Source organism: Alteromonas sp. Cnat2-8, assembly GCF_022348355.1.
Classification (GTDB): Bacteria; Pseudomonadota; Gammaproteobacteria; order Enterobacterales; family Alteromonadaceae; genus Alteromonas; species Alteromonas macleodii.
Genome location: NZ_JAKREX010000002.1, coordinates 127,509 through 149,976, shown reverse-complemented (window position 1 = coordinate 149,976; position 22,468 = coordinate 127,509). Strand labels below are relative to the sequence as shown.

Genomic DNA, 22,468 nt, shown 5'->3' with positions numbered 1-22,468 from the left:
AATTAATCCGTGCATGGTTTTAGTAGTACCTTTCTTACTCAGAAAGATCACAACACCGTTGCGATATTATCGAATGTGTTACCTGTAACACCATCGAAGGTTTATAGCTGACAACCAATACAGCTTTAAAGCCCTATGGCGCATCGTGCCGTTTGGTAACGCGAAACGATTTACAACAAAATCAGACGAAAAGCAGCTCACTTTTATCGACAACATAATTTACTGTTTGCGCTTTGCTCGCCAAGCTTCTGCCACGATAGGTTCAAGGTCGCTCAAATCCAAAGGTTTAACAAGGTGATGGTCAAATCCAGCTTCTTTCGAACGCTGGATGTGCGATGGTTGTCCCCACCCCGTTTGCGCCACAAATACAGCGTCAGCTAACGCACGATTTTGACGAAGTGCCGTACATAATTCGTAACCATTCATACCCGGCATGCCGATATCCAACAACACTAAATCGGGCGTGAAAGACGCGACAGCCTTTAATGCGGATGGCCCATCTTCCACTACTTGAACCTGACACCCTTTTGCCTCCAATATCCATCCCATGGTAATAGCGGCATCTTGATTATCATCGGCAATTAAAACGTTGAGCTTTTCAGCGGTAGCGTCTACTACGTCATCGGCCTTTTCCGGTTTACTGGCTAATTTGGGTACTTTACTTAAAACGGGTAAGGTAACGATAAACGTTGTGCCTTTATCAACGCCATCGCTTTGCACATTTACCGTTCCATCGTGCAATTCAGTGAGTTTCTTCACTAGAGTAAGGCCAATCCCCAACCCGCCTTGAGAACGTTCAAGGGCACCATCTACCTGAGTAAACATATCGAAAACCGATCTTAGTTTGTCTGCTGGAATGCCCTCTCCATTGTCTTTAACTGCAATGGTTACCTTACCGTCGCAAGTACTAATGCAGACCTCAATATTGCCACCCGGTGGAGTGTACTTTGCAGCATTGTTGATAATATTCGAGAAAATCTGCGACAACCGGATAAGGTCTCCGTTTACCCAAACAGGCTCTGCTACTTTTTCCACCAGCAGCGTATGCTGTTTTTCATCAATCAGGGGCTGAATAGTCTCAATCGCCGTACCCAGAATCTCACACAAGTTCACAGGTTTTCGATGAATTCGAATTTTCCCTCGGGTAATTCGTGACACATCCATAAGGTCATCAACAAGCCGTATCATTTGCGTTACTTGTCGTTCGACTCGACCGAATGCCTCACTCTTCTGATTTTGGCTGTAGTCGTCTGACTGCAGAATTTCCAACGCATTGCGAATTGGTGCAAGCGGATTACGTAATTCATGTGCCAACGTAGCAAGGAACTCATCTTTGCGACGATCAGCCTCTTGAAGCGCGTCTATCGCATTTCGTTCTCTCGTGGTGTCTACACCTACTCCCGGAAAACGTTCCGGCTCACCAGAGCTGTTATAAATGACGCGTCCTCTAAATGAAGCCCAGCGGACAGTGCCGTCTTTTTGTAAGATACGGTATTCTTCATCAAATAGGGTGCGGTTATTAATACTTTCGCAAATAGCAGCCTCACACGCTGCTAAATCGTCTGGGTGGATATATTGTTTGGGCACTTCAATGGCTACACCGTTTTCAGCCTCATCGCTACTGAGGTTAAAGAGTTCTCCCAAACGCTCATCTGCCGTGAACAAGTTTTGCTTAATATCCCAATCCCAAATACCAAAGCTGTGTGATGCTTCCAGTGCTAAGCGTCTGCGAGACTCTGCTCGCTTAGCCATTTCTTCAGCGTGTTTACGCTCAGTAACATCTCGCGTCGAACCAGCAATGGCTTCAACGTTTCCGTCTTCACCAATAACAGGAACAAATATGTAGTCATATATACGGCGACCATGAGTACCGGTAAAAGGAACGTCACTACGAATAGGTTGCTTTGTCTCAATTACCTGTCGAATCTCCTGCATGTGCATATCTGCATGCCAAGGTTCATACCCAAGCTCTAAACATGTTTTGCCAATCGCTTCATCCCAACTCAGCCCCCACATTTGCAGTAACGCGTCGTTGGCATACGTAAAATGCCCCTCAAGGTCGAAGATATAAAGCAAATCGGGCGTATTCGACAGAGCCGTTTCGTAAAGCCTGCGCTGTTTATTAAAAGACTCAATGTTCTCTAGTAACGCCGACTCCGCAACCCGTCGAGCGCGATTTTCGTTGTTGCGCTCAATAATGATTGCAGCGGTTTTAGACAGTGCATTAATGACGTCAATGTCATCGGGTAATGGGGTAAATCGCTCGCGATGAAATAGACAGAAAGTGCCCAATACCGTGCGACTTTCTGCAGATAAAATGGGACGACACCAAAATGATTGAAGTCCTAATGCCTGAGTGGAGAGACTAAAATCACTCGAATCAGTTTGGGCGTTGATGTGAATATTCACCTCATCACGAGTTTGACAACACTTTCCTAACGGCGTTAGTTCATCGATTGTAATATTCTTGAAGTACCGCCTAGTTTCTTCTGGCATCGACGGTGCAGCCGCGCTAATGAGTGATAACCCGTCTTCAGATACCAAGGATATTCCACTTACAGCTTGAAAATCTGTCACCTTCTCTACTGCATTGACTAAAACGGTCAACACATCTTCTAGTGTAGCGCCAGATAACGCGAGTCTCATGGCGTCTCTTTGAGACTGAGAAATGATCTGTAGCCTGCGCTTCATAGAGAAGTCATGAAACGAAAACCCCACTACACCTGCCGCAACGGGGAAAATGGTGAGCTTGAACCAGGCGTGGTCAATACCAAACCGAATTTCTGTTGTCTTACCGGGTTCCTGTTTTATTGCCAGTTCAAACTGCTGAGTAATATTCGGTACTTGCGACTGAGGAAACAAACTAAACACCGAGCTGTCAAAGAGATCAGATTTGTCTAATCCACAGATGGAACGGGCCTGATGGTTAGCGTAAATAACATTGCCTTTAACATCGGCAAATATCACCGCATCAGTTATATTTTCTATAAGAGCTTGAAAGGGGATGTCGTCGGTAAAAGAAGATGAAGCCTTACTTATTGGCTCAGACATAATTCGCTCAAATAATGTAGAAAAAATTATACTAAAGTAGAAATCACTATTTAGCTAACGATTTACGTTAAGCAGTACAAAGCGACTTCTCTAGCGGTGCGGTAAGTGAACTTAAATGATTAAATTTTCGTAACACTTACGCTGTTACAAGTAAAAGCTCTACCAAGATCACTTTCTACCAAGGCTAAGACATGGACAACGCTGGCTCGAATCAAGATAAAGGGAACGGGAAGTATGCTGGGAAGTTCCCCAAAATAGCCCAACAAACCAGACTGCTAAATATTCTTGTGATTTTTGCTGTCATTTATACGTTGTACCTTGCCAAATCTTTACTTGTTCCTCTTTTCTTTTCCGCCTTTGTTGCTCTGCTTTTGAGCCCTCTTGTTGCATTCGCACGCAAGTTATTCATACCTCGTACCCTGTCAGCAGGAGCCCTGATTGTCTTGCTGGTCGCGCCGTTTACATTTTTAGGTATAGAGCTTGCTGAGCCGGCAGAACGCTGGATGCAATCTCTCCCCAAAATTGCTGCCGAGATATCCAAAGAAATTGAAGAGATAAGCAGCAACATCGACGCTTATGCAACGCCTCCAGCTGAACCCGTTGAAAAAGAACGTTCATTCTTTAGCTGGTTTGGTGACGATGAAAAGTCACCTGAACTTTCTCCATCACAAGACAACACAAACTCTGTGACGGACAAAATTAAACAAAGCGGAATAGATATTGGGCTCACACTCTTCAGTAACGCGCCATTTTTACTGGCACAGGTGCTCGCCTGTATCGTTTTAATTTTCTTCTTGTTGGTTTTTGGGCCCAACCTATTCAATGTTTTTGTAAGAGACTTCCCCATTGTTACCAACAAGCGACGAACGCTGGTATTGGTAGATCAAATTCAACGGGAGCTGTCTTCGTATATCGTCACCATCAGCATCATAAACTCTTGCTTAGGGCTAGCTACAGCAGGCGTGTTTTACTATTTAGGAATAGACGATGCGTTACTTTGGGGAGCACTGGTTGCGCTGATGAACTTTGTCCCCTACTTGGGTGGTGTGGCGAGCTGCGTGGTATTGCTGGTAGTTGGGCTTGTGCAGTTTGGGCTTACCAGCAGTGCGTTTCTGCCTGCGGGTCTGTTTTTAGTATTGAATATTATTGAATCACAGCTCATCACGCCTGCGGTGCTAGGAAGAAGTATGCAGCTTAACCCACTAATAATCATAATTTGGATAGCAATAACGGGTTGGCTATGGGGTGTGGTAGGCGTTTTACTCGCCGTGCCTATTCTAATGTGTTTTAAGATCATACTCGAGAATCTGGGCGTATTTGATCACTGGATAAGACTTCTCGAGTCAAAATAATTTCACTCTCTTCGCCCCATCAACCACGTTGCATGGATAGCAGCGTGTGCGGACTTTTACCTAGAATCTAGGCACAAAGCACGATAGTCCTCTTCAAATAAAAGACGAAATGCATATTTTAAAGGAACATATCCTGCCTTTTTAAAATGAAAATAGTTATCATATTCGTTGTCTTTTGATTTTTGGAGCTCCCATGAATTTGCTTAAAAGTGCCTTGGCCGTGATGATCGGCCTGTCGTGTGCAGGCGCGCCTGTATATGCACAGACAGAAAAAAATAATAATAATGATGACATTGAGCATATTACTGTTGATGCATCTCAGGTTGAATTACGAGATAGCTTTGCAGGAGGCCAAGTATCTCGCGGTGGTCGTGCGGGTATTTTAGGTAATCTAGACATGATGGACTCTCCATTTGCAAGCACCAACTTTACCGCAGACATCATAAGGGAACAGCAAGCAAGAAGTATCGCCGATGTATTGCAAAACGATCCGGTGGTTCGTGTGGCAAAAGGCTTCGGTAATTTTCAAGAACTTTACGTAATGCGCGGGTTTCCCGTTTATTCTGACGATATGACTTACAACGGATTGTACGGTGTTTTACCTCGCCAATATGTTGCTGCAGAGTTGTCAGAACGCGTTGAGGTTTTCCGTGGCGCCAGTGCATTTCTAAACGGCGCAGCACCGGGCGGGAGCGGCTTAGGTGGCTCGGTAAATATAGTGCCCAAGCGCGCGGGCGATGACCCATTAAACCGTGTAACGCTTGGATACGAGTCTCAAGGACATTGGTATGGCGCAGCAGATGTAAGCCGCAGATTTGGCGACGACAGTCAAAGTACCGGCGTAAGAGCTAACTTTGTACAACGAGGCGGCGAAACAAGTATCGATAACCAAGATCGTGAATTGAGCGTTGCTGCTATTGGCATTGATCACGATAGCGATAACTTCCGTCTTTCTTTGGATTTGGGCTACCAAGACCATCAGGTTGACTCACCACGCCCTGCAGTCACTCCTGGCAGTGCAATTCCAGAAGCGCCTGACAGCGACACCAATTTTGCCCAAGAATGGACTTACACTAACGAGCGTCAATTTTTCGGAGCGGTTCGTGGAGAGTACGATTTTACCGACAACATCACTGCGTGGGCGGCGTATGGTTTCAGATCGGGTGAAGAAGATAATGTGTTTGCTAACCCTAGACAGGCAGAAGCAAATGGCGATTTTTCCGCTTACCGTTTTGATAATGTTAGAAATGATGAAATTCGCTCAGGTGAAGTGGGCCTAAATATCGAATTCAAAACCGCAAGCGTTGGACACACGATCATTACGTCTGCATCAACGTTTTCTTTAGAATCTGAAAATGCCTATGCGTTTTCTGATTTTAGCGGCTTTGCTGGAAATATTTATAACCCGGTAACGGCAACCATGCCCGATGCTGACTTCTTTATTGGTGGCGACCTTAGCAACCCACTAATCACAGAAAAAACAGACCTTTCAAGTTTTGCTCTTGCAGACATGATTTCGTTTAACGATGGAAAAGTTCTATTAACCCTTGGTGGCCGTGTACAAAACATTGAAACCCGCACCTTTGATTACAATACAGGTGATGAGTTGTCAGGCTACGACGAATCTCAATTAACGCCGGTTGTGGGCATTGTTTATAAATCGTCAGAACAGGTGTCTTATTACGCCAACTATATCGAGGGACTGCTTCCTGGTGAGGTAGCGCCTGCATCAAGCGGTGGTGAACCAATTGAAAACGCGGGTGAAGTTTTTGACCCATACAGCGCCGAGCAAATAGAAGTAGGTGTGAAATATGATGCTGGCCAATACGGTGGTTCATTGAGTGTTTTCAACACCTCAAAGCAAAGCTCAATTGTTGAAGACAATGTTTTCAGTACCGATGGTGAACAGCAAAACCAAGGACTTGAGTTAAGCGTATTTGGCATGCCAACTTCAAATCTACGTGTTTTGGGCGGATTCACTTGGCTCGATGCGGAAATGACGAAAACTCAAGACGGTACGCTAGATGGCAAAACGGCCATTGGTGTTCCTGATTTACAAGCAAACATTAATCTTGAGTGGGATGTTGATGCCCTTCCAGGGCTTACTGTCGATGCACGTGCGGCCTATACGTCGAAACAATATGCCAGTGCCGACAATAGCCTTGAAGTCGATGCATCTAATCGTTTCGATCTAGGCGTTCGTTACAGCTTCCTTGCAGGAATGACCGACATCACACTTCGCGCTCGTGTAGATAACGTCTTTGACAATAATTACTGGGCGTCGGTAGGCGGCTTCCCTGGCTCAAACTACCTTGTATTAAGTGAACCTCGGACATTCAGACTGTCTGCTTCATTCAATTTTTAACGGGTTAAGTTATGCTACTGTCAATCGCTGCCTTTTTAGGCAGCGCATTGGCGATAGGTTTGTTTTACCGCGCTTGGCAAAGCACACAGATCGCCTTTAAACGTATAGCTAAACTCTCGGCATTGTTGTTAATGCTGGCGAGTTTAAGCCTTTGGGTTACAGAGTACGGCCCTGAATTAGGTACCTGCTACGCAGTGGTCGCTTTCTCGTTACAAGCATGGAGTTGGATTTATCTCGCCCGACAACGAATAAGTAAAGATATAAAACGCGTCGATTTACCGTTCGCATCTGGATTGACTACCCCGTCTACCGCCATTGCTTTTAACGCTCTCGTAAAACTACTTGGCAGTGTGTTTTTAAGTGCTATTTGCGCCATGTTAGTTACCGTAGTGTGGACAACAGCGCTTAGCATGAGCAAAGTAAACCAGATTGCACTGGGAATTTACACCATGCCTCTATTATGGGGATGTGGCGCATACTGGCTGTGTGCAGACAGTAAACTATGGCGCCCGGTTGGGGTGTTGAGTGTACTAAGCGCGTTAAGTTACTTCTACTTGTATAGTATATAAAATGAGTATTTCTATTTCTCCCAGCGCAAATAAAAGCGCCTTAAAAAGTCACGCTTGGTTAGGACTAGCCGTTAGTGTGTTGATGTATTGGGTGTGCTTTTCAGGCACTTTATCTGTTTTCTCTCAAGAACTTCTGCGGTGGGAACAACCCCATATTGCAGATAATCTAGATTACACCCCTGGCAGCATTCAAAATGCTTATGAACGCTTTCTCACAATGAAAGAGGGTCAAACACAGGGAAACATTGTCATTCGCTTGCCTACGCACGATTTGCCACGCGCACGCATTAGTGCAGACGGTGAGTATTGGAATATTTCTCCAACCGGCGAATTAAGTGAACCATCCACAACTCCTATTACTGATTTGATCGTTGATTTACACACCGCCCTGCATCTACCTGAAGACATCGGAATGATGGCCGTCAGTGTATTGGGTGCTATTTTGAGTGCATTGATTATCTCTGGCATTGTTGCTCACAGACGTATTTTTAAAGATGCCTTCCGCTTGCGAACAGGCAACAACGAGCAGCTTACACAAGGCGACTTACACAATAGAATGAGCGTGTGGGGCTTGCCATTTCACTTGATGATTGCGCTAACCGGCGTTTATTTTGGTTTAGCGTCGTTTTTAACGTCCATTTATGCCGATACCTTATATGAAGGAAACAAGCTTGATCTGTTTGCCGACATCTATGGTTCATCAATTCAGCTTGAACACCAGCCAGCCATTGCGAATATAGAAAAAGCGCTGACCGACATAATGAAAATGGAGCCCAATACCCAGCCCATTTTTGTTACTTTGGAAAATGCGACCAAAGACAATCAGTATATTCTGCTCGGCTCGCAGCACTTGGATAAGCTCATTTATTCAGAGCAATATCGCTTTAATGCCAGTGGACAATATATCGATAAAGTCGGCTATTCAGATGGTGATGCAGGCCAACAAGCGATATTTTCTGTATATCGCATACACTTCGGCCACTTTGGTCCAGAAGCAATGAAGATATTCTTCGGATTAATGGGGTTCGCGTTAACCATTATTTCTGTCACCGGCATAAATTTGTGGCTGGCAAAACGCGCTAAGCAAGATGCCTTAAACCAGCTTTGGCTGGGTTTTGTGTGGGGCACGCCTATCGCATTTATTTGGGCTGCATTGTTAGAGTTAACGCTGGCGCTGCCCACAAAACCTGTTTTCTGGGTAACATTGACAGCTATTCTTATCGCTTCACTAATGCAAAAAGTGCTTATGAAAACTCACTTGGTGCTGTTGAATTGTCTCGCCGCCTTGTTAGTTGTATTGGCCATTACTCACTTTGCTGTTCACTACCCTAGTTCGTTAGTCATGAACTCGCTCATTATAGACAGCGCGTTTATCGTTTTTGCCCTGTGCGTATGGCGATACCTGTACTCGCGATTAAAGAAAGGCTGGAATGTATAGGCACATTGGTTCTAATGGGAACTGATGGAATTGAGGTAAAGTGAACATGCTTACTTATACCAATCCGGTATGCGGATTGGTATTGTTGTCAGCGTGGTCAACAGTAAAAAGCCTTCCATTTGGAAGGCTTTTTCTTTCTAAAGTATGTTAAGAAACGCCACCAGCGCATTTATTTCATCATCGCTTAAATTAAGTGGCTGTATAAGCGGGGTCGTTTTGGGATAGTGCGGATCCATTGCGTTCTTTCTATTCGGTTTTGGCCTAAAGCCTCCCGCATTGTATTGTTCAATCATGGGTCTGAATTGCACAAACAGCCCGTTGTGCATCCAAGGGCTAGTTTTAGAAACACCCAATAGTGATGGAGTTCTAAACTTCCCAATGTCCTGTACATTTTGAGTGAACTCACTTCTTCCCAAGTCCTCAAAAGACAAGCCGTAACGGTGAAACCCTGTAACGTGGAAATCATTATCGCTAAGCAGTGCGCCTTCGTGACATGTCATGCATTTCGCTTTCGTTCTAAAAAGGTGTAATCCTTCTAGCTGAGATTCAGAAAGCATAGCTTGTGCTTTTTTAGGCGCTTCTTGAGCCAAAGCAATAAAGCGTTGATACTTCGAGTCTGGCGGTGGGATTGTACGTTCAAACGCAACCAGAGCCATCGCTAACATCGCTGATGTGATGTGCTCTTTTCCGTAGGCTTCGTCAAACGCTGCTTTATAGTCTGTCGAAGTATTTAAGCGCTTTAGTGTTTCTTCCAATGGCAAATCCATTTCTATTGGATTTTCTATTGGCTTTAACGCTTGCTCAGTGGCAGTTTGCGCCCGACCATCCCAAAAAAAGCTTTGCCAGTGGTCAATACCAAAAATAGCCGGGGTATTGCGATTGCCTATCTGCTCTCTCACTCCTTTAGCACTGCGCAAGCCATCTTGGAATGACAGCGACTTTACATGACAACTTGCACAGCTCACCGTATTGTCTCGTGACAAAATAGGGTCGTTAAAGAGTTTTTCACCTAGCTTTATTTGTTGCTTAGTCGCCAAAGAGCCAATTGGCGTTAGCGGCGACAAAGCGAGTGGCGCATGGCCATCAGCGGTTATCGCTGCTGGCCATTCGTCAATAGGCGCGGCATACCATTCTCGCAATGCGTCGCCAGCAACCGCTGTTGTTACCAGAAAGCTGCAAGCAGTGGCGAATAACCTGATTAGTGCCATTGATAACCCACTTCAAACCAAATTGAACGACCGGTCTCTATACCCGAAGTGCCTGAGGTAACGGAATAAGTTCGAGCGTCAAAGAGGTTTTGAACATCCACTCTAAACCGCAGAGCATGATCGCCTACTACTTCAGGTACCCAAGTAGCAGACGCATTAACCAAAAAGCGACTTGGAACGTTCACTAGCTGATAAACAGGAACATTAAGTACCTCTTCACCATCACAAATAGAACAAATACGCAAAAGCTGTCCGCTAGACTGCACATCGTCAGTAGCAACATAATCGTCAAATGCCTGGCGATAGGAGCCTGTTACGCTGGTTGTGAAGGTGTCGGTCCATCCTGTTGTCCAACCCACATTAAATGCCAACGGCTGTGAAAACTCAGTTTTAGCAAGGCTTAAATTGTTGAGCGTCGTTTCGACATAGGTATAGCCGGTCTCTTCATCTCCGCTGCGTAAGAAGATAAGCTCATCAATAGGCGCAACATCTACGTCTTCTTCGTCGAAACTGACTTCTTCACTTATTTGGTAGGTGGTATTAAACCAAAAACTGCTGGTATTAAATTGCCAAGCCCACGAGAGCGAAATACGGTCGTTTTGGCCTTTACCATTATTAGTTTGCGTACGGTAGTAATAGCCGTCCTCAGGGTTATAAACGGGGTCACCGCTCACGGAAATCTGATCACGACGCCAGCGTTTCACATACTCAATGGCATAGTTCCCCCAGTCAGTAGCTTGCTTCCAACCAAGTACAATTTCATCGTTATAAGGCGTATCCAGGTTTTCAAAACGATAGCGATAATCGCTTCCACCAGATAAAGGCGACCAACCTTGAAGGTCGCCATTTAAGGAAATGCTTCGGCGTTCCAGCTGATAAGGCAGCTGTGCTTCTCGCACTGCGTAAGAAAGTAGGTTGGTATCGTAATAACGGTTCGCACCAAAAGTAATGAGCTTATCGCCATCGCCGAATAACCGGTAACCGCCGCTAATACGGGGGGCAATGTTTACATTCTGTAGAAAGTCATCGTAATCCGCACGCAGCGCTGCGTTTAGTGTTACGTCGCCCAAGTCCATGCTGTCGGTAACGTGAAACGAAACATTTTGCACATTTACGTCGATGTATTCTTCAGGATACACGCTTCTCAATGCAAAATACTGAGGGGACGCAGTCACAATATTTGAATACGCCAATACGTGATCAGGATTGGTAAAATCTAAAGGCTCTCCAAGCTGTTCCTCTAATTCTTCTATGGTCATTGACGTCGTTAAAGCTACGCAGTCGAACACCGCCCCGTTACAGTTCAGGTTACTCACCCCAGTGATCGGTGAGTTGTAAACGTAGGTATCGTAATACCGCTGTCGCTCCAGCGACTCATTATTATATTGAAACCCAGCTTTTATGCTGTGTTCAATATCCAACCAGTTAAACGCGTTAAACCTGACTAAATTATCGAAAAAGAGCGCTTGCTGAGTTTTGTCCAAGTCGCCGTATCCACCTTGGTTCGACACAGCGGCTTCTTGCGTGGGATCTCCTATTCCCCACTCCCTTCCAATAGCTTTAGCCCAAGGATAGTAGTGAGGGTTTGCGGAGCGCGAATTGTAACTCTCTGCGAAGCTAAGCGTTGACTCAAGCGCGAAACTATCAAAACCGTGCTCAACTTTAACGCTACTACTGAATCCGCCGCCTTCAATTTCAAAGTCGCTGTCAATTGCATTGGCTATGATGTCGTTGCTTGTATACGGCGAATAGTTAGCCGTTAACGTGAGCTTATCTACCCATAGATTTCGTTGGGTAAGTTTAACCAGTACGTTGGCGTTTTCGCGCTCAGTAGCAACCGGTTGATTTAGGCTTAACTTTGATATTTCACTGGTGGTGTAATTTGCTGAAACCAGCAAGTGGTAGTATTCGTTCAGCGCTTTGGCAAAATTAACGTTTAATATCTGCTTCTCAAAGGCAGGCTCATCAGGTGCCTCTTCATTGGTTTCGGTCACATCTTCAGCTAAAAAGGTTTTATAGCTATTCCAATCGCTTCGAGAAGTGCGATAGTTAAAACCAAATTCGGTTTCTTTATAGCTTTCGCGCGTTTCTACATCTACCACGCCGCCGCTGAAACTGCCGTATTGGGCAGGCACATTGTTGGTGTAAACCGTAATGCTATCTATAATTTGTTGATTAATGTTGAAGGTTTGCGTTGTACCTTCAACATCATTTATAAGCGTGTCATTTGAACGGTAAGAGCTTGGATCTTGGCGACTGTTAAAGTTCATACCGTCAAGGAAGAAACCGGTTTGCCATGCTTCAGCGCCCATAATTGACACCCGCTGTGCCTGAATCTCTCCTTGTTCAGACGCGTCATATTGCTCAGACCCAAGCACCACACCCGGCAATAGTCCGAGTAATTCGGTAAAGTCTCCGCCCGTGCGCGGCGTATACTCAATGAAGTTTCTATCTAGCGTAAAGCGCCCTTCAACTTCTGGCACTTGCAAGCCAATAAAACGACCTTCAACTAAGATACGTTCAATTTTTTTGGCATTCTCGTTTTCTTCCACACACGCCAATCGTTCAGCATCGGTCATCCTGTTCAATGCGTCTTCAGAAATGCAAACATCACTCGTAGGAGCAACTACATCTTGCTGCTGTTGGGCATTAGCAAACGTTGCGTTGGCTAATAACGACAACAGCAGCCCGCTAGGGGCTGCATATTTCATTAAAAATTACCTTATGCTTAATCTTTGTCTAGAGGGTTTAGATCGTTAGGATCTTCAATGCCGTCGTTATCAGCGTCGTTGTCTGTACTAAGTCCAGACTCAGAGATAGCGTCTTCGGTCGCATTTAATAAGAAAAAGTTGGGAAGACCATCATTGTCAGTATCTACGTTGGCTATTGCCGATGCTGGGAAGTCATCTTGGGTCGCCATTGTTTCCGCTATAACTGCAAATAAGGCTTCGCTATCCGCAGTGGTGTAGATTTCGTTAACAGATAACGACTGCGCGTCTTCGTAATTACCTAACCATGCATATTGCTCAATGAATGATTCGTAAAAATCGACGTTTTCGCTGTCTGCAAACTCAGATGTTGCTGCCAGTAAGCTTTCTAGTAAAGCAGCGCCTGTAGCTTTGATACTGCTGATAGCTTGAGCATATTCTTCATTTAGACCAGCATGCTTTTTAGTGGCAAGTAGCAGGTTGTCAATATTTAAAAAAGCGTTGCTGTCATCTGGTTCGAAAACCGCTTCAAGCTCACCAAGAATATCGTCTACCGCATCAACCTTGTCTTCTATTGTGGCCGCGTTAGATACCGCTTCTACAGCCTGGTCGGCGATGGTAGAGAACATAGAGGCCGCCGTTTCAAGCTCGCCTAGCGACGCAAATGCATTGGCAATATAGATTCTGGATTCGAACAAGCTGCTAAGATCTTCATCGTCTCCTGCAAGGACTTCTACATTGGCTCGAGCTACGCTTATGGCACTTTGCATACCTTCTTCGTTACCCAGTGCACGCTGGATAAAAGCGGCATTGATAAACGCATTCATTTTTTGGAGCTCTGAGGCTTGGCTATCTTCGCCAAAGTACAAAGCCACTATATCTAAACACTTACCATAGAGAGTATTTCGCGTCTCATTGTCACCGCCAAATTCCGCGTAAAGCTCGACGAAACGACTACAGCCATAGTTTTCCACCAGTTTATCTACGTTGTAACCAACGTCATCAAAATAAGCCTGGGTGGATAGCACGTCGATAGCCGCTGTTGTCATTTGTCGAGCTTCAGCATTCAGGCCTGAATAGTGTAAAAACCACGCTGCACGCTTATCAAGAAAACCAGCATCATCCTGTTCTACTAGGGCTTCAACCACGTATTCGGTGTCAGTGTAGGTCACAGTAAAGGTATGGGTAAGCGCTTCAATAAGCGGGGTAAAGTCTTCACCGTTAAATGCGCGGCTTACAATGCTGTAAGCATAGTGATCGCGATACGCTTTCTTAGTGTCTAAATCTGTTGAGCCCTCTTCCTCTTCTACTAACATTAGCGGTAAATTACCAATAGCAGTCTCGGTAGAGTTTGCCGCAATATAATCTGGATAAAGAGCAGCGAAGGGGCCAGTCAGGTTACCCAGTCCCGTTGGGTAGCGACTTAACGTTTCTTCTGCATAGTCAGCCACATCAACGCGATAAGCATCGTCATAGTCAGCGGTCACATACATTGATATACCGCGTGCTAATGAGGTTTTTGCTCTGTGCGTCAGCTCTGCTTTCTGTTCATCGCTGCCGATTAGGCTAGCGGCATATGCGTAGCGCGTCGCTTCGACTAGCAGTAACGTACGACTAGTAAAATTGTTGTTTCCCCTTACCGTATTAAAGCTTGTGGTATCCGCAATGTGAATTGCGTAGTCTAACGCGGTAATGACTGATTCGTAGTTTAAATCAGACTGCTGCGTAGCGTAGGCTTCTACACGGCTCGCCAATAAGTCTGTAGCTAAAACGCCAAATTTTCCGTGTGCGCTGGTACGCGCTTGGGTCAAATCAGACAATTCTTCGGCGTAGGCTCGGGTGATGTTTAATACAACTACTGCAGAATCAAAGTCATCGGCGTCGATATAATCTTCAACAAGCTTTCGATAAAAGGTGGCATCACTTGTACTTAAGTTATCTAAACCAAGCTCGGCAATATACGCATTTTTCTGAACGACGGCTTCGGTTCTGAAAATTTTTGCAGTGTCACTTTCCCCAATTCTTTCCAGTTCGTTAGCACTTAAGCGCAGCGCTTCAGCTTTACCTGAACGGGTGATGACCTTCTCATTGATAGTTTGTAAACTTAAGTCTGCAAAGCCTGCTACTGCATAGCCAACGGCAATATTGATGTAGGCATCTTCTGCCACTTCGGCGTCAGTAATGACAAAAACATCGTTCGTACCATCCCTTACCACCATATTTTCGGCGTTTGTAATATGTGAATGAGACGAAGCGTAATAATAAGTAAGTTTGTCCTCATTACTCACATACGAGGCACCTAAATCGATAGTACCAAGCACTGGCTCACCGATGCCATCTGACACACTCACTACAAAGCTGTCGTCAACCGTGGCAAGTTCGTTCGCGACAAAAGTAAACGCCCCGGTTGCGCTATCAATGTCTACTACACCTTGTTCAGGTTGGGCATTCACGGTAAACGTCAATGTATCCCCATCAACGTCTGTGGCCTCGATAATTCCGGTTGTTTCGCCGTTACTACCGACAACTAGCGATGAGGTCTGAATGACAGGTAAATCGTTTACATTTGTAACCGTAAAAGAAATCGATGCACTTACTGACTCGATACTGTCTGATACTGTGATGCTTGCCGTGTCTTCACCAAAGAAGTCGGCACTAGGGGTGTAAACAAAACTACCGTCTTGGCTTACGGTTAAGCTTCCATTAGAGGGGCTTGTACCCACTGAAAACCCTAGCGTGTCACCGTCTGAATCTGACGCCACAACCGTTCCGGTTGCGGTATTATCTTCAAGCGTAGTTATTGATAAACTAGCTTGGCTTAAGCTTGGCGCGTTATTGCCTCCACTTCCACCGCCGCATGCAGTTAACGCTAAAACAGACGTAGTCAAACACGCCAGTTTTACGTTAATTCTTCGTCTATTTTCTTTGTTTTGAACGAACTCAAGTGCCATGTATGCCAACTCCAAGCAAAAAGGGAGCGCATACTAATAAATAATGCAAATGATATCAATTCTCATTTGCTAAAAGTTCAAATCTTTACATTTCTTTATTGAAGAATTAAAAGCGGGAAACGAGGATTGTTTCCAGGCTGCCAAGGAGATGATATAAACTTGATGTTATTTACCCCCATTTTTTCTAGCAGTGCCGGAGTAGCCGTCCACCCTCTTGCCTTTTGTTCAACCGCTGCTTTAATTAGGTCTTTCGATAGCCCTATAGTAAGCAGTGCATGGTCGGTAGAAATACGTTCAAAAAACCGCTTTTCTCGGGCAACAGATCTTTGTGTGATGTCATCGTAATGTTGTCGAAGTTCTTGCCATTTTTTGCTTTTCTCTTCGCCCTCGAAATGCCTTACCATGGCGTCAATATCGCTGTCTCGCCAATAGGCTGAAGCCGCATCTCCATGCCAACCCAGTACCGCTTTTTCTCCAAGCCACTTGTTTTTACCCGCGGTGAATACGTAGTTTGCGCAAGAAGAAAAGCAAAATGTGCTCACTTTTACATCCAGGCTGTGTTCAAGAACAAACTCTCCTAAGTCCATTCCTAAATCTACATTGCCGCCACCACTGGTAATTGCCAAAGTAGTAGGTTTCACCTCTGCCTGTTTAAACAGTTCGAATGCATTTTCGTTGTTTTCTTTTGAGATCCCACCTTGGTAAACAAGAGTCTTTTCGTCCAAAAATACTTTGGCATGAAGGCCAAAACTCGTCGCTAGTAAAACAGGAAAAATCAAAAAAGACACGTTTAAAAACAGTGGACGATGCGAAACTCGCTCAAAGAACATGATGAACCTTTAAAAAGATGGAAAGAGAAAAGTAGCAATGAAAAAGGACTAGATAACCTTGCTCTGCAGGAGCTTAACAAGACATACAAACGCTAGAAATGTTCGCGATTCTCGTAATAATCGTTACCGTTGAGATCTTCAAATAAAACGGTTATGTCCTTATCTTCTCCTACGAAGGGGCGAAGCGCAGTATCGATAACGTGAGCCACTGCAGTTTTGACATCCTGCCCGCGATCAAACCACAAAACTTCTACAAACGGATAAGCCGAAGAGGCTCCACCGGCCACAATGAACTGGCTCGCAATGTGCTCTACTGTGAAATGATCGTTAGGGGTGTCGGTCAGTTTGGCAAACTGTTCAACGATTGAACCTGCAACCTCTTCTAACGCTGATTGCTCGATACCTCTTACGCGAATGTGCGGCATTTTTTGTCCTTTAATAACTCTTTAGTTTGTGTACCGGAATTTTCTAAACGGCATCATACCACGCTTTAAAAGCGTCTAGACTGAGGATTCGCCTTTAGTACGCGATGAATACCATACTATTCGGTAAAAGGGTAAAACGTTCTCACGGCAAATTAAGAATTATACCGAAACAGAATCTCGCACCACCACTTCACGCCATAAATGAGAACACTCTTCCACAAACTTTTTGTGAATAGGATGAAGCTGGTACTCATCTTGCGCTTCAACACTTTCAAATAGCATAAGTTCAGACACGTCAAACGAGTTATCTATCACGTCACGCTTTAGTGTATTGGCAGGCACACCAATGTGAAGCGAGTGAACTTGTGGGATAGCGCGCAACGATTGCAAACCAGCAATGAGCTTTTGCTTATCTTCTGTTGACGTTGGATCTTTCAGCCAGAAGTAAACCATATGAAGGATAGGTGGTAACTCAGCGTTTGTGGTGCGGGACGAATGCGCCATAGCGGGCAATGCAGATAGCGAAGCAAACGCTCCTGCGGTTGCTAAAAATTGTCGTCTTTTTGTATCTGCCATAATAGAGCCTGCTTACCTTAGCTGTAGATTTCTGTCATAAACATTGAACATGCTGATGTTTCTACAATGACATTGGATCTCAATTGAAGCAATAGGAACCCGTTCATCTTCGCGTAAACACACACTTGTGAGCTCTGTCTTTCACTGCGAAATAGATCTGAACTCAATTAGCAAGGCAAGAAAGCGCCAGGAATTTAATATTCTGCATGTTGGCAAGCAACTTGAAAGATACCTAAAGAAACTGAATTTTAAACATGTAAACAACGAGATTTTGACGCTATGCGCTTACCTACCAAACAGCTTATCAATAAAATTGAAAACTTATCTAATGGTCTAACGCCAGAGCAGCTAGCAAGCTTCCTCGATATTATTGACGCTATGACGGCATTGGTTGAAGAAGCTGGAGAGTTAAAAGGCGATAGCGACAACAAAAATGCTAGCCTCAGTACTGAGCTATCCGTACTCCACTAAGACTGGCCTTTTTAGGATTACCGCTCTGAGGTAACAACGGTGCTGCTATACCAAGCTGAATACCAGTATCAACACCAAGAACGATAAATATTCGTTTTTGCTCATTTGTAGTTCGTTTATGTTCGTTTTATGATGCTTTCCTAGTAAATGTACATGGGAAGCTGCGTCAGAATTAGCACCTAACGGCCTGTTAGTTGAATGAACGGTTAATGCACTATTGCGCCACATAAAACGGTTTCAGCTTTCATTCTTCATAACATAGCTCTGTCGCTTCTTTTTCTGATCAATGCGTTGTACTGGTTAAAGATTAAAAGGAAGAATTATGTTACCTCTCACGGAACCAACGCTTTTCCGCCAGTGTGTTGCTGAATTCATAGGCACGGCAATTCTGATATTCTTCGGTGTTGGTGCCGTTGCAGCATTGGTATTAACAGGCGCCTCGTTCGGTCAATGGGAAATCAGTATTGTCTGGGGGTTTGGCGTCGCTGTTGCCATTTATTGTACTGCTGGCGTTTCCGGTGCACATATCAATCCAGCGGTAACTATTGCGCTTGCGCTTTTTCACGGTTTTGAAAAGCACAAAGTTGCCCCCTTCATTCTTTCCCAGTTTTTGGGGGCATTCGCTGCTGCTGCACTTATCTACGGGTTGTATCATCAACTTTTTATAGATTATGAACTCACTCATAACCTCTCGCGCGATAGTGTAGACGCTCTCACAACAGCAAGCATTTTCTCTACTTTTCCCCACAAAGCCCTTTCATTTTGGGGAGCCTTTGGCGTTGAGTTCGTTATCACTGCCGTTTTGATGTTCGCAATACTGGCATTGGGAGATGAAAATAACGGCGCATCCCGTGGAGCCATGAATCCGCTACTAATTGGTATTGTCATTGCTGTCATTGGCTCTTCTTTAGGGCCGTTGACCGGTTTTGCCATGAACCCAGCTCGCGATTTTGGTCCTAAGCTCTTTTCCTATATTGCAGGATGGGAGTATGCGCTTGATGGGGCGAAAGACATCCCCTACTTTATTGTGCCTATTGTAGCGCCTATATGTGGAGCATGCTTTGGCGCTTGGCTGTACCCTGTATTAATAGGTCATTCCCTTTCGCCAGAAAGTCGCGCTTGCACTATTCCAAACGATTGCGAAACTTCCGCTGTTACACAAACTTCTGAAGCGAGTGTTGATAGAGGGTAAGCTAACTATTGATATACGAGCGGCGATGGCCTATTTTACGCCGCGGTTGAACTTACAAAGAAGCATAGCGTGTGTTTTATTTAATAGCAGTAACTGTCCTGTGGGCATTTTCCTTTTCGCTCATAGGCGAGTTTTTGGCGGGCTCAGTAGACAGTTATTTTGCTGTTTTGACACGCATTGTGCTCGCCACACTTGTCTTCCTTCCTTTCCTTAGGCCAGCATTATTGAACCTTAAACAAAAGGTGATTCTGGCCAGTTTAGGTGCTGTGCAATTAGGGCTGATGTACATCTTCTTCTATCACGCATTTTTGTTTTTAAGCGTGCCAGAAGTGTTGCTTTTCACCATTTTCACGCCGCTTTATGTCGCCATTTTGAACGACGCCCTGTTTAAGCGGTTTACCCCGTTTTATTTATTGTGCGCACTTATTGCCACCGCAGGTGCAGCCATAATTCGCTTTGAAGGCGTGACTGATAACTACTGGTTTGGTTTTGCCATTGTTCAGGGTGCTAATCTTTCCTTTGCACTAGGACAAGTGGGTTATAAAAAGCTGACCTCGACTTTTACAGCTCAAGTACCCTATCACAACGTATTCGCGTGGTTTTATTTAGGCGCACTGGCTGTTGCCTTACCTGCGTTCTTCCTATTTGGCAACCCAAGCCAACTACCGCAGAACACCGAGCAATGGGGAGTGCTACTGTGGTTGGGTATTGTGGCGTCGGGGCTTGGTTATTACTTTTGGAACCAAGGCGCGCTTAAAGTATCTGGAGGTACATTAGCCATAATGAATAACGCACTTATACCGGCAGGGCTTGTGGTTAATTTACTGCTTTGGCAAAAAGACACCGATTTTACACGCCTGTTTCTTGGCGGTGCCATCATTGCTATTGCACTTTGGATGTCTCATCAATACGCCAAGAAACAGATTTAAGCCTCAAAAAGGCCAAAGCTACGCAGGACTATACTCACTCACCATGGTGTAGTCTTTGCGCGGCCCGATGACCTGCCACGTAGAGCGCCACACAGGCCACGCTGTGAAGTCATAGCGCACCACGTAATTATCGTCGCCGCACAAGTGCTCAGCGTTTGGATTGGTCGAACTGAAAGAATGAAAATAACGTTCATCGTCGAACAACACTTCAAATAAACCAGTTTGAGGCTGCTGCCAGAAATACCGACGTTCTGCGGGCATTACGCTTTCGTTAGGCGCAGTTACTTCGCCTTTTTCGTAATACGCCAAGCCGCTTTTTTCTTTTTGTACGCTGCCTTCCAGCCAGCTAAATTCAGCCTCGCCAGAAAAGGTAAATACATCGCCATTTCGCTGGATGATTTTGCGCGTTAGCGTCCATCGTCCAGCAAAATCGTCCAAGGTATGAGGATAATTAACTGTCATTGCGCCGCCCTTACCAAAAATAGGTAACAGTGGCAGAATATTGGTCGCCGCGCCCCGGCGTTCCTGGGATTTCTTCAAAGCGCTCATCCCACAAGTTATCGACTGCCAATACCAGGCTTAACCCTTCAACCTGAGCAGGTGAATATGTGAAAGTGACATGTGAGAAAAACGCAGAGTCACCGCCGTTTCTAAGCGCATTGGTTTCTTGTTTCCGCCACTCGTTGTCAATGCGCACTTCAACCGTATCGGTTGCAAACCACACCAACCCAAGGGTGGCGCGATGCGGCGGATAGTTAAGCGCGTAAAAGCTCGCGTCTACCTCATCAATTCGATAGTCTTCAGACTTATCTAAATAGGTGTAGCTGGCCACCACATCTGCGCTCTCAAAGCGTTTAATGGCAATCACCTCAACACCTAAGGTTTCGATATCGACTGGGTTTGCACTGCGTGCTGAAGTAGCGTCGAAGCTATACGTCCAATCTGTCAGCTCGTTATCCCAGCGATAGAATACGGCGGTATCAACTTTGAAAGACGTTTTATCAAATGACGCCCCAAACTCTAAGTTTTTGCTGACTTCTCGCTGTAACTGGTTGTTACTTCTAAACAGACCGCTTGTGGTGCTGCCGCCTACAGCAGTGTAGCCAGCCACCTGCGTCGCCTCTGCATACGAAAGATAGAGTGTACGCGAGGCATTGCTCCCTGCTTGGGTAAGCCAGCTAATATCGCCCACAAAAGACAGTCGGTCGTCGTCGCGATTTGTATCGTCAAACGCCCCACCTAAACGAACGGTAAGCAATTCATTGCTGTTCAACTGAGTTCGATACTCGGGCACTACGCTTATTTTGTAGTATTCGCGAGAGGTGAAATTGTTCTCTAGCGTGGTTGAGGTGATGTCGTCTGCAGTAAGCTGTGCTGCGTAGTTGATACTAAATTCTTGCGAAACATTATGAGTACCGGAAAACGCCAATGACTTCACTTTGGTTTCGTGAAACGCCTGAAACGCTTCAGGATTTTCACGTGAAAATACGTAATGGTCGTCATTCTCTCTGTAGTAAGCAGAAACCTCAAAGGTATTTTTCATGCTCTCTTCGCCGTAGCGCTGTTTGTGATTTAGCATGACCAAACGGGTTTGAATGTCTTCTGTCTCGTTTACATTAAAAGGCGTGTACAAGTTAGGCCAGCCAAAAAACTTTTGCTGAAAGCCATAAAACACGTCGGTTTGTGAGTCATTACTTGCCAGCTGAATACGCCCTGACGCGCGTTCGAAATTATGATCGCCATTAGCAATAGTGCCATCACTTTCAGAGCGAGAATACTCTCCTTCAACGCCAACAGACCAACCGGGTAAATCACTAAGCGCGTGCTTTACTGCACCGTGTACACGCTGCAAATTGAAGTTGTTATTACCTATTCCCACTGACACACTGCCTGCTGTTTGGATGGGACGCCAGCCGTAAGACACCGTACCTACAGAGCTATTTACGCCGTAAAGCGCGTTATCGACGCCCGTGAAAATACTCGGCTTCGTCAACATTTCTGGCGCAATAGGAATCTCGGCGAAATAGTGCCCCGTTTGCGGGTCGATCAGCGTTGCGCTTCCTATGCGAAAACCCGTGTTTTCGAATATACCGCCGCGAATAGTCACGTCAGCCTGCGCTTCTGCCATGTTTCTTGATTGCAAATCGACTCGCGGATCGTACTCTAAGTTAGATATAGGTGAATTAAACGTCCCTACCGGCTCGTTGTTCGCCGTCGCCGCCCCTTCAATCGTAATTTTTTCTACGCCTTTTTCGTTGCTGTCCACGCCAGAGTTAGCGTTTGATGAATCAACACTTTCAGCGGCCATGGCGGCAAAAGGTAAAGTACAAAAGAGTAAAGATAGGGTTGTGTGACGCATTCAGTGTCCTAGTTAAAAATTTAGGTTCAGCCTGCAGGCAAGAG

The 22,468-nt window shown here is 45.2% G+C and carries 16 protein-coding genes; 7 read left to right on the top strand and 9 right to left on the bottom strand.

The features are described from left to right. Positions 1-219: 219 nt before the first annotated feature. Positions 220-3,051, bottom strand: a complete 2,832-nt coding sequence (locus MHN00_RS04840; protein WP_239300494.1) for a PAS domain S-box protein — start codon at positions 3,049-3,051, stop codon at positions 220-222. Between the two features lie 191 nt (positions 3,052-3,242). On the opposite strand from MHN00_RS04840, the gene MHN00_RS04835 reads away from it, so the two are divergent. From MHN00_RS04835 to MHN00_RS04820, 4 genes are all read left to right on the top strand, one after another. Continuing rightward, on the top strand, positions 3,243-4,403 hold the full coding sequence (locus MHN00_RS04835; RefSeq protein ID WP_156086911.1) for an AI-2E family transporter: 1,161 nt from the start codon (positions 3,243-3,245) through the stop codon (positions 4,401-4,403). Between the two features lie 193 nt (positions 4,404-4,596). Beyond that, positions 4,597-6,768, top strand: coding sequence for a TonB-dependent siderophore receptor (locus MHN00_RS04830; protein ID WP_014950624.1), 2,172 nt, complete (start codon positions 4,597-4,599; stop codon positions 6,766-6,768). A gap of 11 nt (positions 6,769-6,779) precedes the next feature. Continuing rightward, on the top strand, positions 6,780-7,337 hold the full coding sequence (locus MHN00_RS04825) for a hypothetical protein (protein WP_069944889.1): 558 nt from the start codon (positions 6,780-6,782) through the stop codon (positions 7,335-7,337). Between the two features lies 1 nt (position 7,338). Continuing rightward, a complete protein-coding gene (locus MHN00_RS04820; protein WP_239300492.1) occupies positions 7,339-8,775 on the top strand; it encodes a PepSY-associated TM helix domain-containing protein in 1,437 nt (478 codons plus the stop codon). A 137-nt stretch (positions 8,776-8,912) separates the two neighbouring features. Here the strand turns inward: MHN00_RS04820 and MHN00_RS04815 are convergent, their stop codons facing one another. The 6 genes from MHN00_RS04815 to MHN00_RS04790 form a co-directional block, all read right to left on the bottom strand. Then, positions 8,913-9,983 (bottom strand): cytochrome c peroxidase, encoded by a 1,071-nt coding sequence (locus tag MHN00_RS04815; RefSeq protein ID WP_239300490.1) that lies wholly within the window; start codon positions 9,981-9,983, stop codon positions 8,913-8,915. Continuing rightward, a complete protein-coding gene (locus MHN00_RS04810; protein WP_239300488.1) occupies positions 9,974-12,694 on the bottom strand; it encodes a TonB-dependent receptor plug domain-containing protein in 2,721 nt (906 codons plus the stop codon). The genes MHN00_RS04815 and MHN00_RS04810 overlap by 10 nt, the downstream gene beginning before the upstream one ends. Positions 12,695-12,711: 17 nt before the next feature. Next, on the bottom strand, positions 12,712-15,642 hold the full coding sequence (locus MHN00_RS04805; RefSeq protein WP_239300487.1) for a cadherin-like domain-containing protein: 2,931 nt from the start codon (positions 15,640-15,642) through the stop codon (positions 12,712-12,714). Between the two features lie 95 nt (positions 15,643-15,737). Further along, positions 15,738-16,430, bottom strand: coding sequence for a hypothetical protein (locus MHN00_RS04800; RefSeq protein WP_239300485.1), 693 nt, complete (start codon positions 16,428-16,430; stop codon positions 15,738-15,740). A 134-nt stretch (positions 16,431-16,564) separates the two neighbouring features. Continuing rightward, positions 16,565-16,897 (bottom strand): DUF1904 family protein, encoded by a 333-nt coding sequence (locus tag MHN00_RS04795; protein ID WP_110288129.1) that lies wholly within the window; start codon positions 16,895-16,897, stop codon positions 16,565-16,567. Between the two features lie 159 nt (positions 16,898-17,056). Further along, on the bottom strand, positions 17,057-17,473 hold the full coding sequence (locus tag MHN00_RS04790) for a Dabb family protein (RefSeq protein ID WP_110288128.1): 417 nt from the start codon (positions 17,471-17,473) through the stop codon (positions 17,057-17,059). 279 nt (positions 17,474-17,752) lie between these two features. Here MHN00_RS04790 and MHN00_RS04785 point away from each other — a divergent pair, with 279 nt between their 5' ends. From MHN00_RS04785 to MHN00_RS04775, 3 genes are all read left to right on the top strand, one after another. After that, positions 17,753-17,944: a hypothetical protein gene (locus MHN00_RS04785; protein ID WP_014950632.1), complete on the top strand. Its 192-nt coding sequence runs from the start codon at positions 17,753-17,755 to the stop codon at positions 17,942-17,944. Positions 17,945-18,266: 322 nt separating this feature from the next. Further along, the gene (locus MHN00_RS04780) at positions 18,267-19,136 is read left to right on the top strand and encodes an MIP/aquaporin family protein (protein WP_110288127.1); all 870 of its coding nucleotides are present in this window, start codon (positions 18,267-18,269) and stop codon (positions 19,134-19,136) included. 71 nt (positions 19,137-19,207) lie between these two features. Further along, a complete protein-coding gene (locus MHN00_RS04775; RefSeq protein WP_239300483.1) occupies positions 19,208-20,065 on the top strand; it encodes an EamA family transporter in 858 nt (285 codons plus the stop codon). 18 nt (positions 20,066-20,083) lie between these two features. Here the strand turns inward: MHN00_RS04775 and MHN00_RS04770 are convergent, their stop codons facing one another. Continuing rightward, positions 20,084-20,527 (bottom strand): DUF6314 family protein, encoded by a 444-nt coding sequence (locus MHN00_RS04770; protein ID WP_239300481.1) that lies wholly within the window; start codon positions 20,525-20,527, stop codon positions 20,084-20,086. A 10-nt stretch (positions 20,528-20,537) separates the two neighbouring features. Beyond that, positions 20,538-22,424, bottom strand: coding sequence for a TonB-dependent receptor (locus MHN00_RS04765; protein ID WP_239300479.1), 1,887 nt, complete (start codon positions 22,422-22,424; stop codon positions 20,538-20,540). Positions 22,425-22,468: the final 44 nt, after the last annotated feature.

Bases quoted from the DNA above. Each gene is read 5' to 3' on its own strand.
- MHN00_RS04805 (WP_239300487.1), bottom strand. From the start codon at position 15,642: ATGGCACTTGAGTTCGTTCAAAACAAAGAAAATAGACGAAGAATTAAC.
- MHN00_RS04770 (WP_239300481.1), bottom strand. From the start codon at position 20,527: ATGACAGTTAATTATCCTCATACCTTGGACGATTTTGCTGGACGATGG.
- MHN00_RS04830 (WP_014950624.1), top strand. From the start codon at position 4,597: ATGAATTTGCTTAAAAGTGCCTTGGCCGTGATGATCGGCCTGTCGTGT.
- MHN00_RS04780 (WP_110288127.1), top strand. From the start codon at position 18,267: ATGTTACCTCTCACGGAACCAACGCTTTTCCGCCAGTGTGTTGCTGAA.
- MHN00_RS04825 (WP_069944889.1), top strand. From the start codon at position 6,780: ATGCTACTGTCAATCGCTGCCTTTTTAGGCAGCGCATTGGCGATAGGT.
- MHN00_RS04790 (WP_110288128.1), bottom strand. From the start codon at position 17,473: ATGGCAGATACAAAAAGACGACAATTTTTAGCAACCGCAGGAGCGTTT.
- MHN00_RS04835 (WP_156086911.1), top strand. From the start codon at position 3,243: ATGGACAACGCTGGCTCGAATCAAGATAAAGGGAACGGGAAGTATGCT.
- MHN00_RS04795 (WP_110288129.1), bottom strand. From the start codon at position 16,897: ATGCCGCACATTCGCGTAAGAGGTATCGAGCAATCAGCGTTAGAAGAG.
- MHN00_RS04765 (WP_239300479.1), bottom strand. From the start codon at position 22,424: ATGCGTCACACAACCCTATCTTTACTCTTTTGTACTTTACCTTTTGCC.
- MHN00_RS04815 (WP_239300490.1), bottom strand. From the start codon at position 9,983: ATGGCACTAATCAGGTTATTCGCCACTGCTTGCAGCTTTCTGGTAACA.
- MHN00_RS04820 (WP_239300492.1), top strand. From the start codon at position 7,339: ATGAGTATTTCTATTTCTCCCAGCGCAAATAAAAGCGCCTTAAAAAGT.
- MHN00_RS04840 (WP_239300494.1), bottom strand. From the start codon at position 3,051: ATGTCTGAGCCAATAAGTAAGGCTTCATCTTCTTTTACCGACGACATC.
- MHN00_RS04785 (WP_014950632.1), top strand. From the start codon at position 17,753: ATGCGCTTACCTACCAAACAGCTTATCAATAAAATTGAAAACTTATCT.
- MHN00_RS04810 (WP_239300488.1), bottom strand. From the start codon at position 12,694: ATGAAATATGCAGCCCCTAGCGGGCTGCTGTTGTCGTTATTAGCCAAC.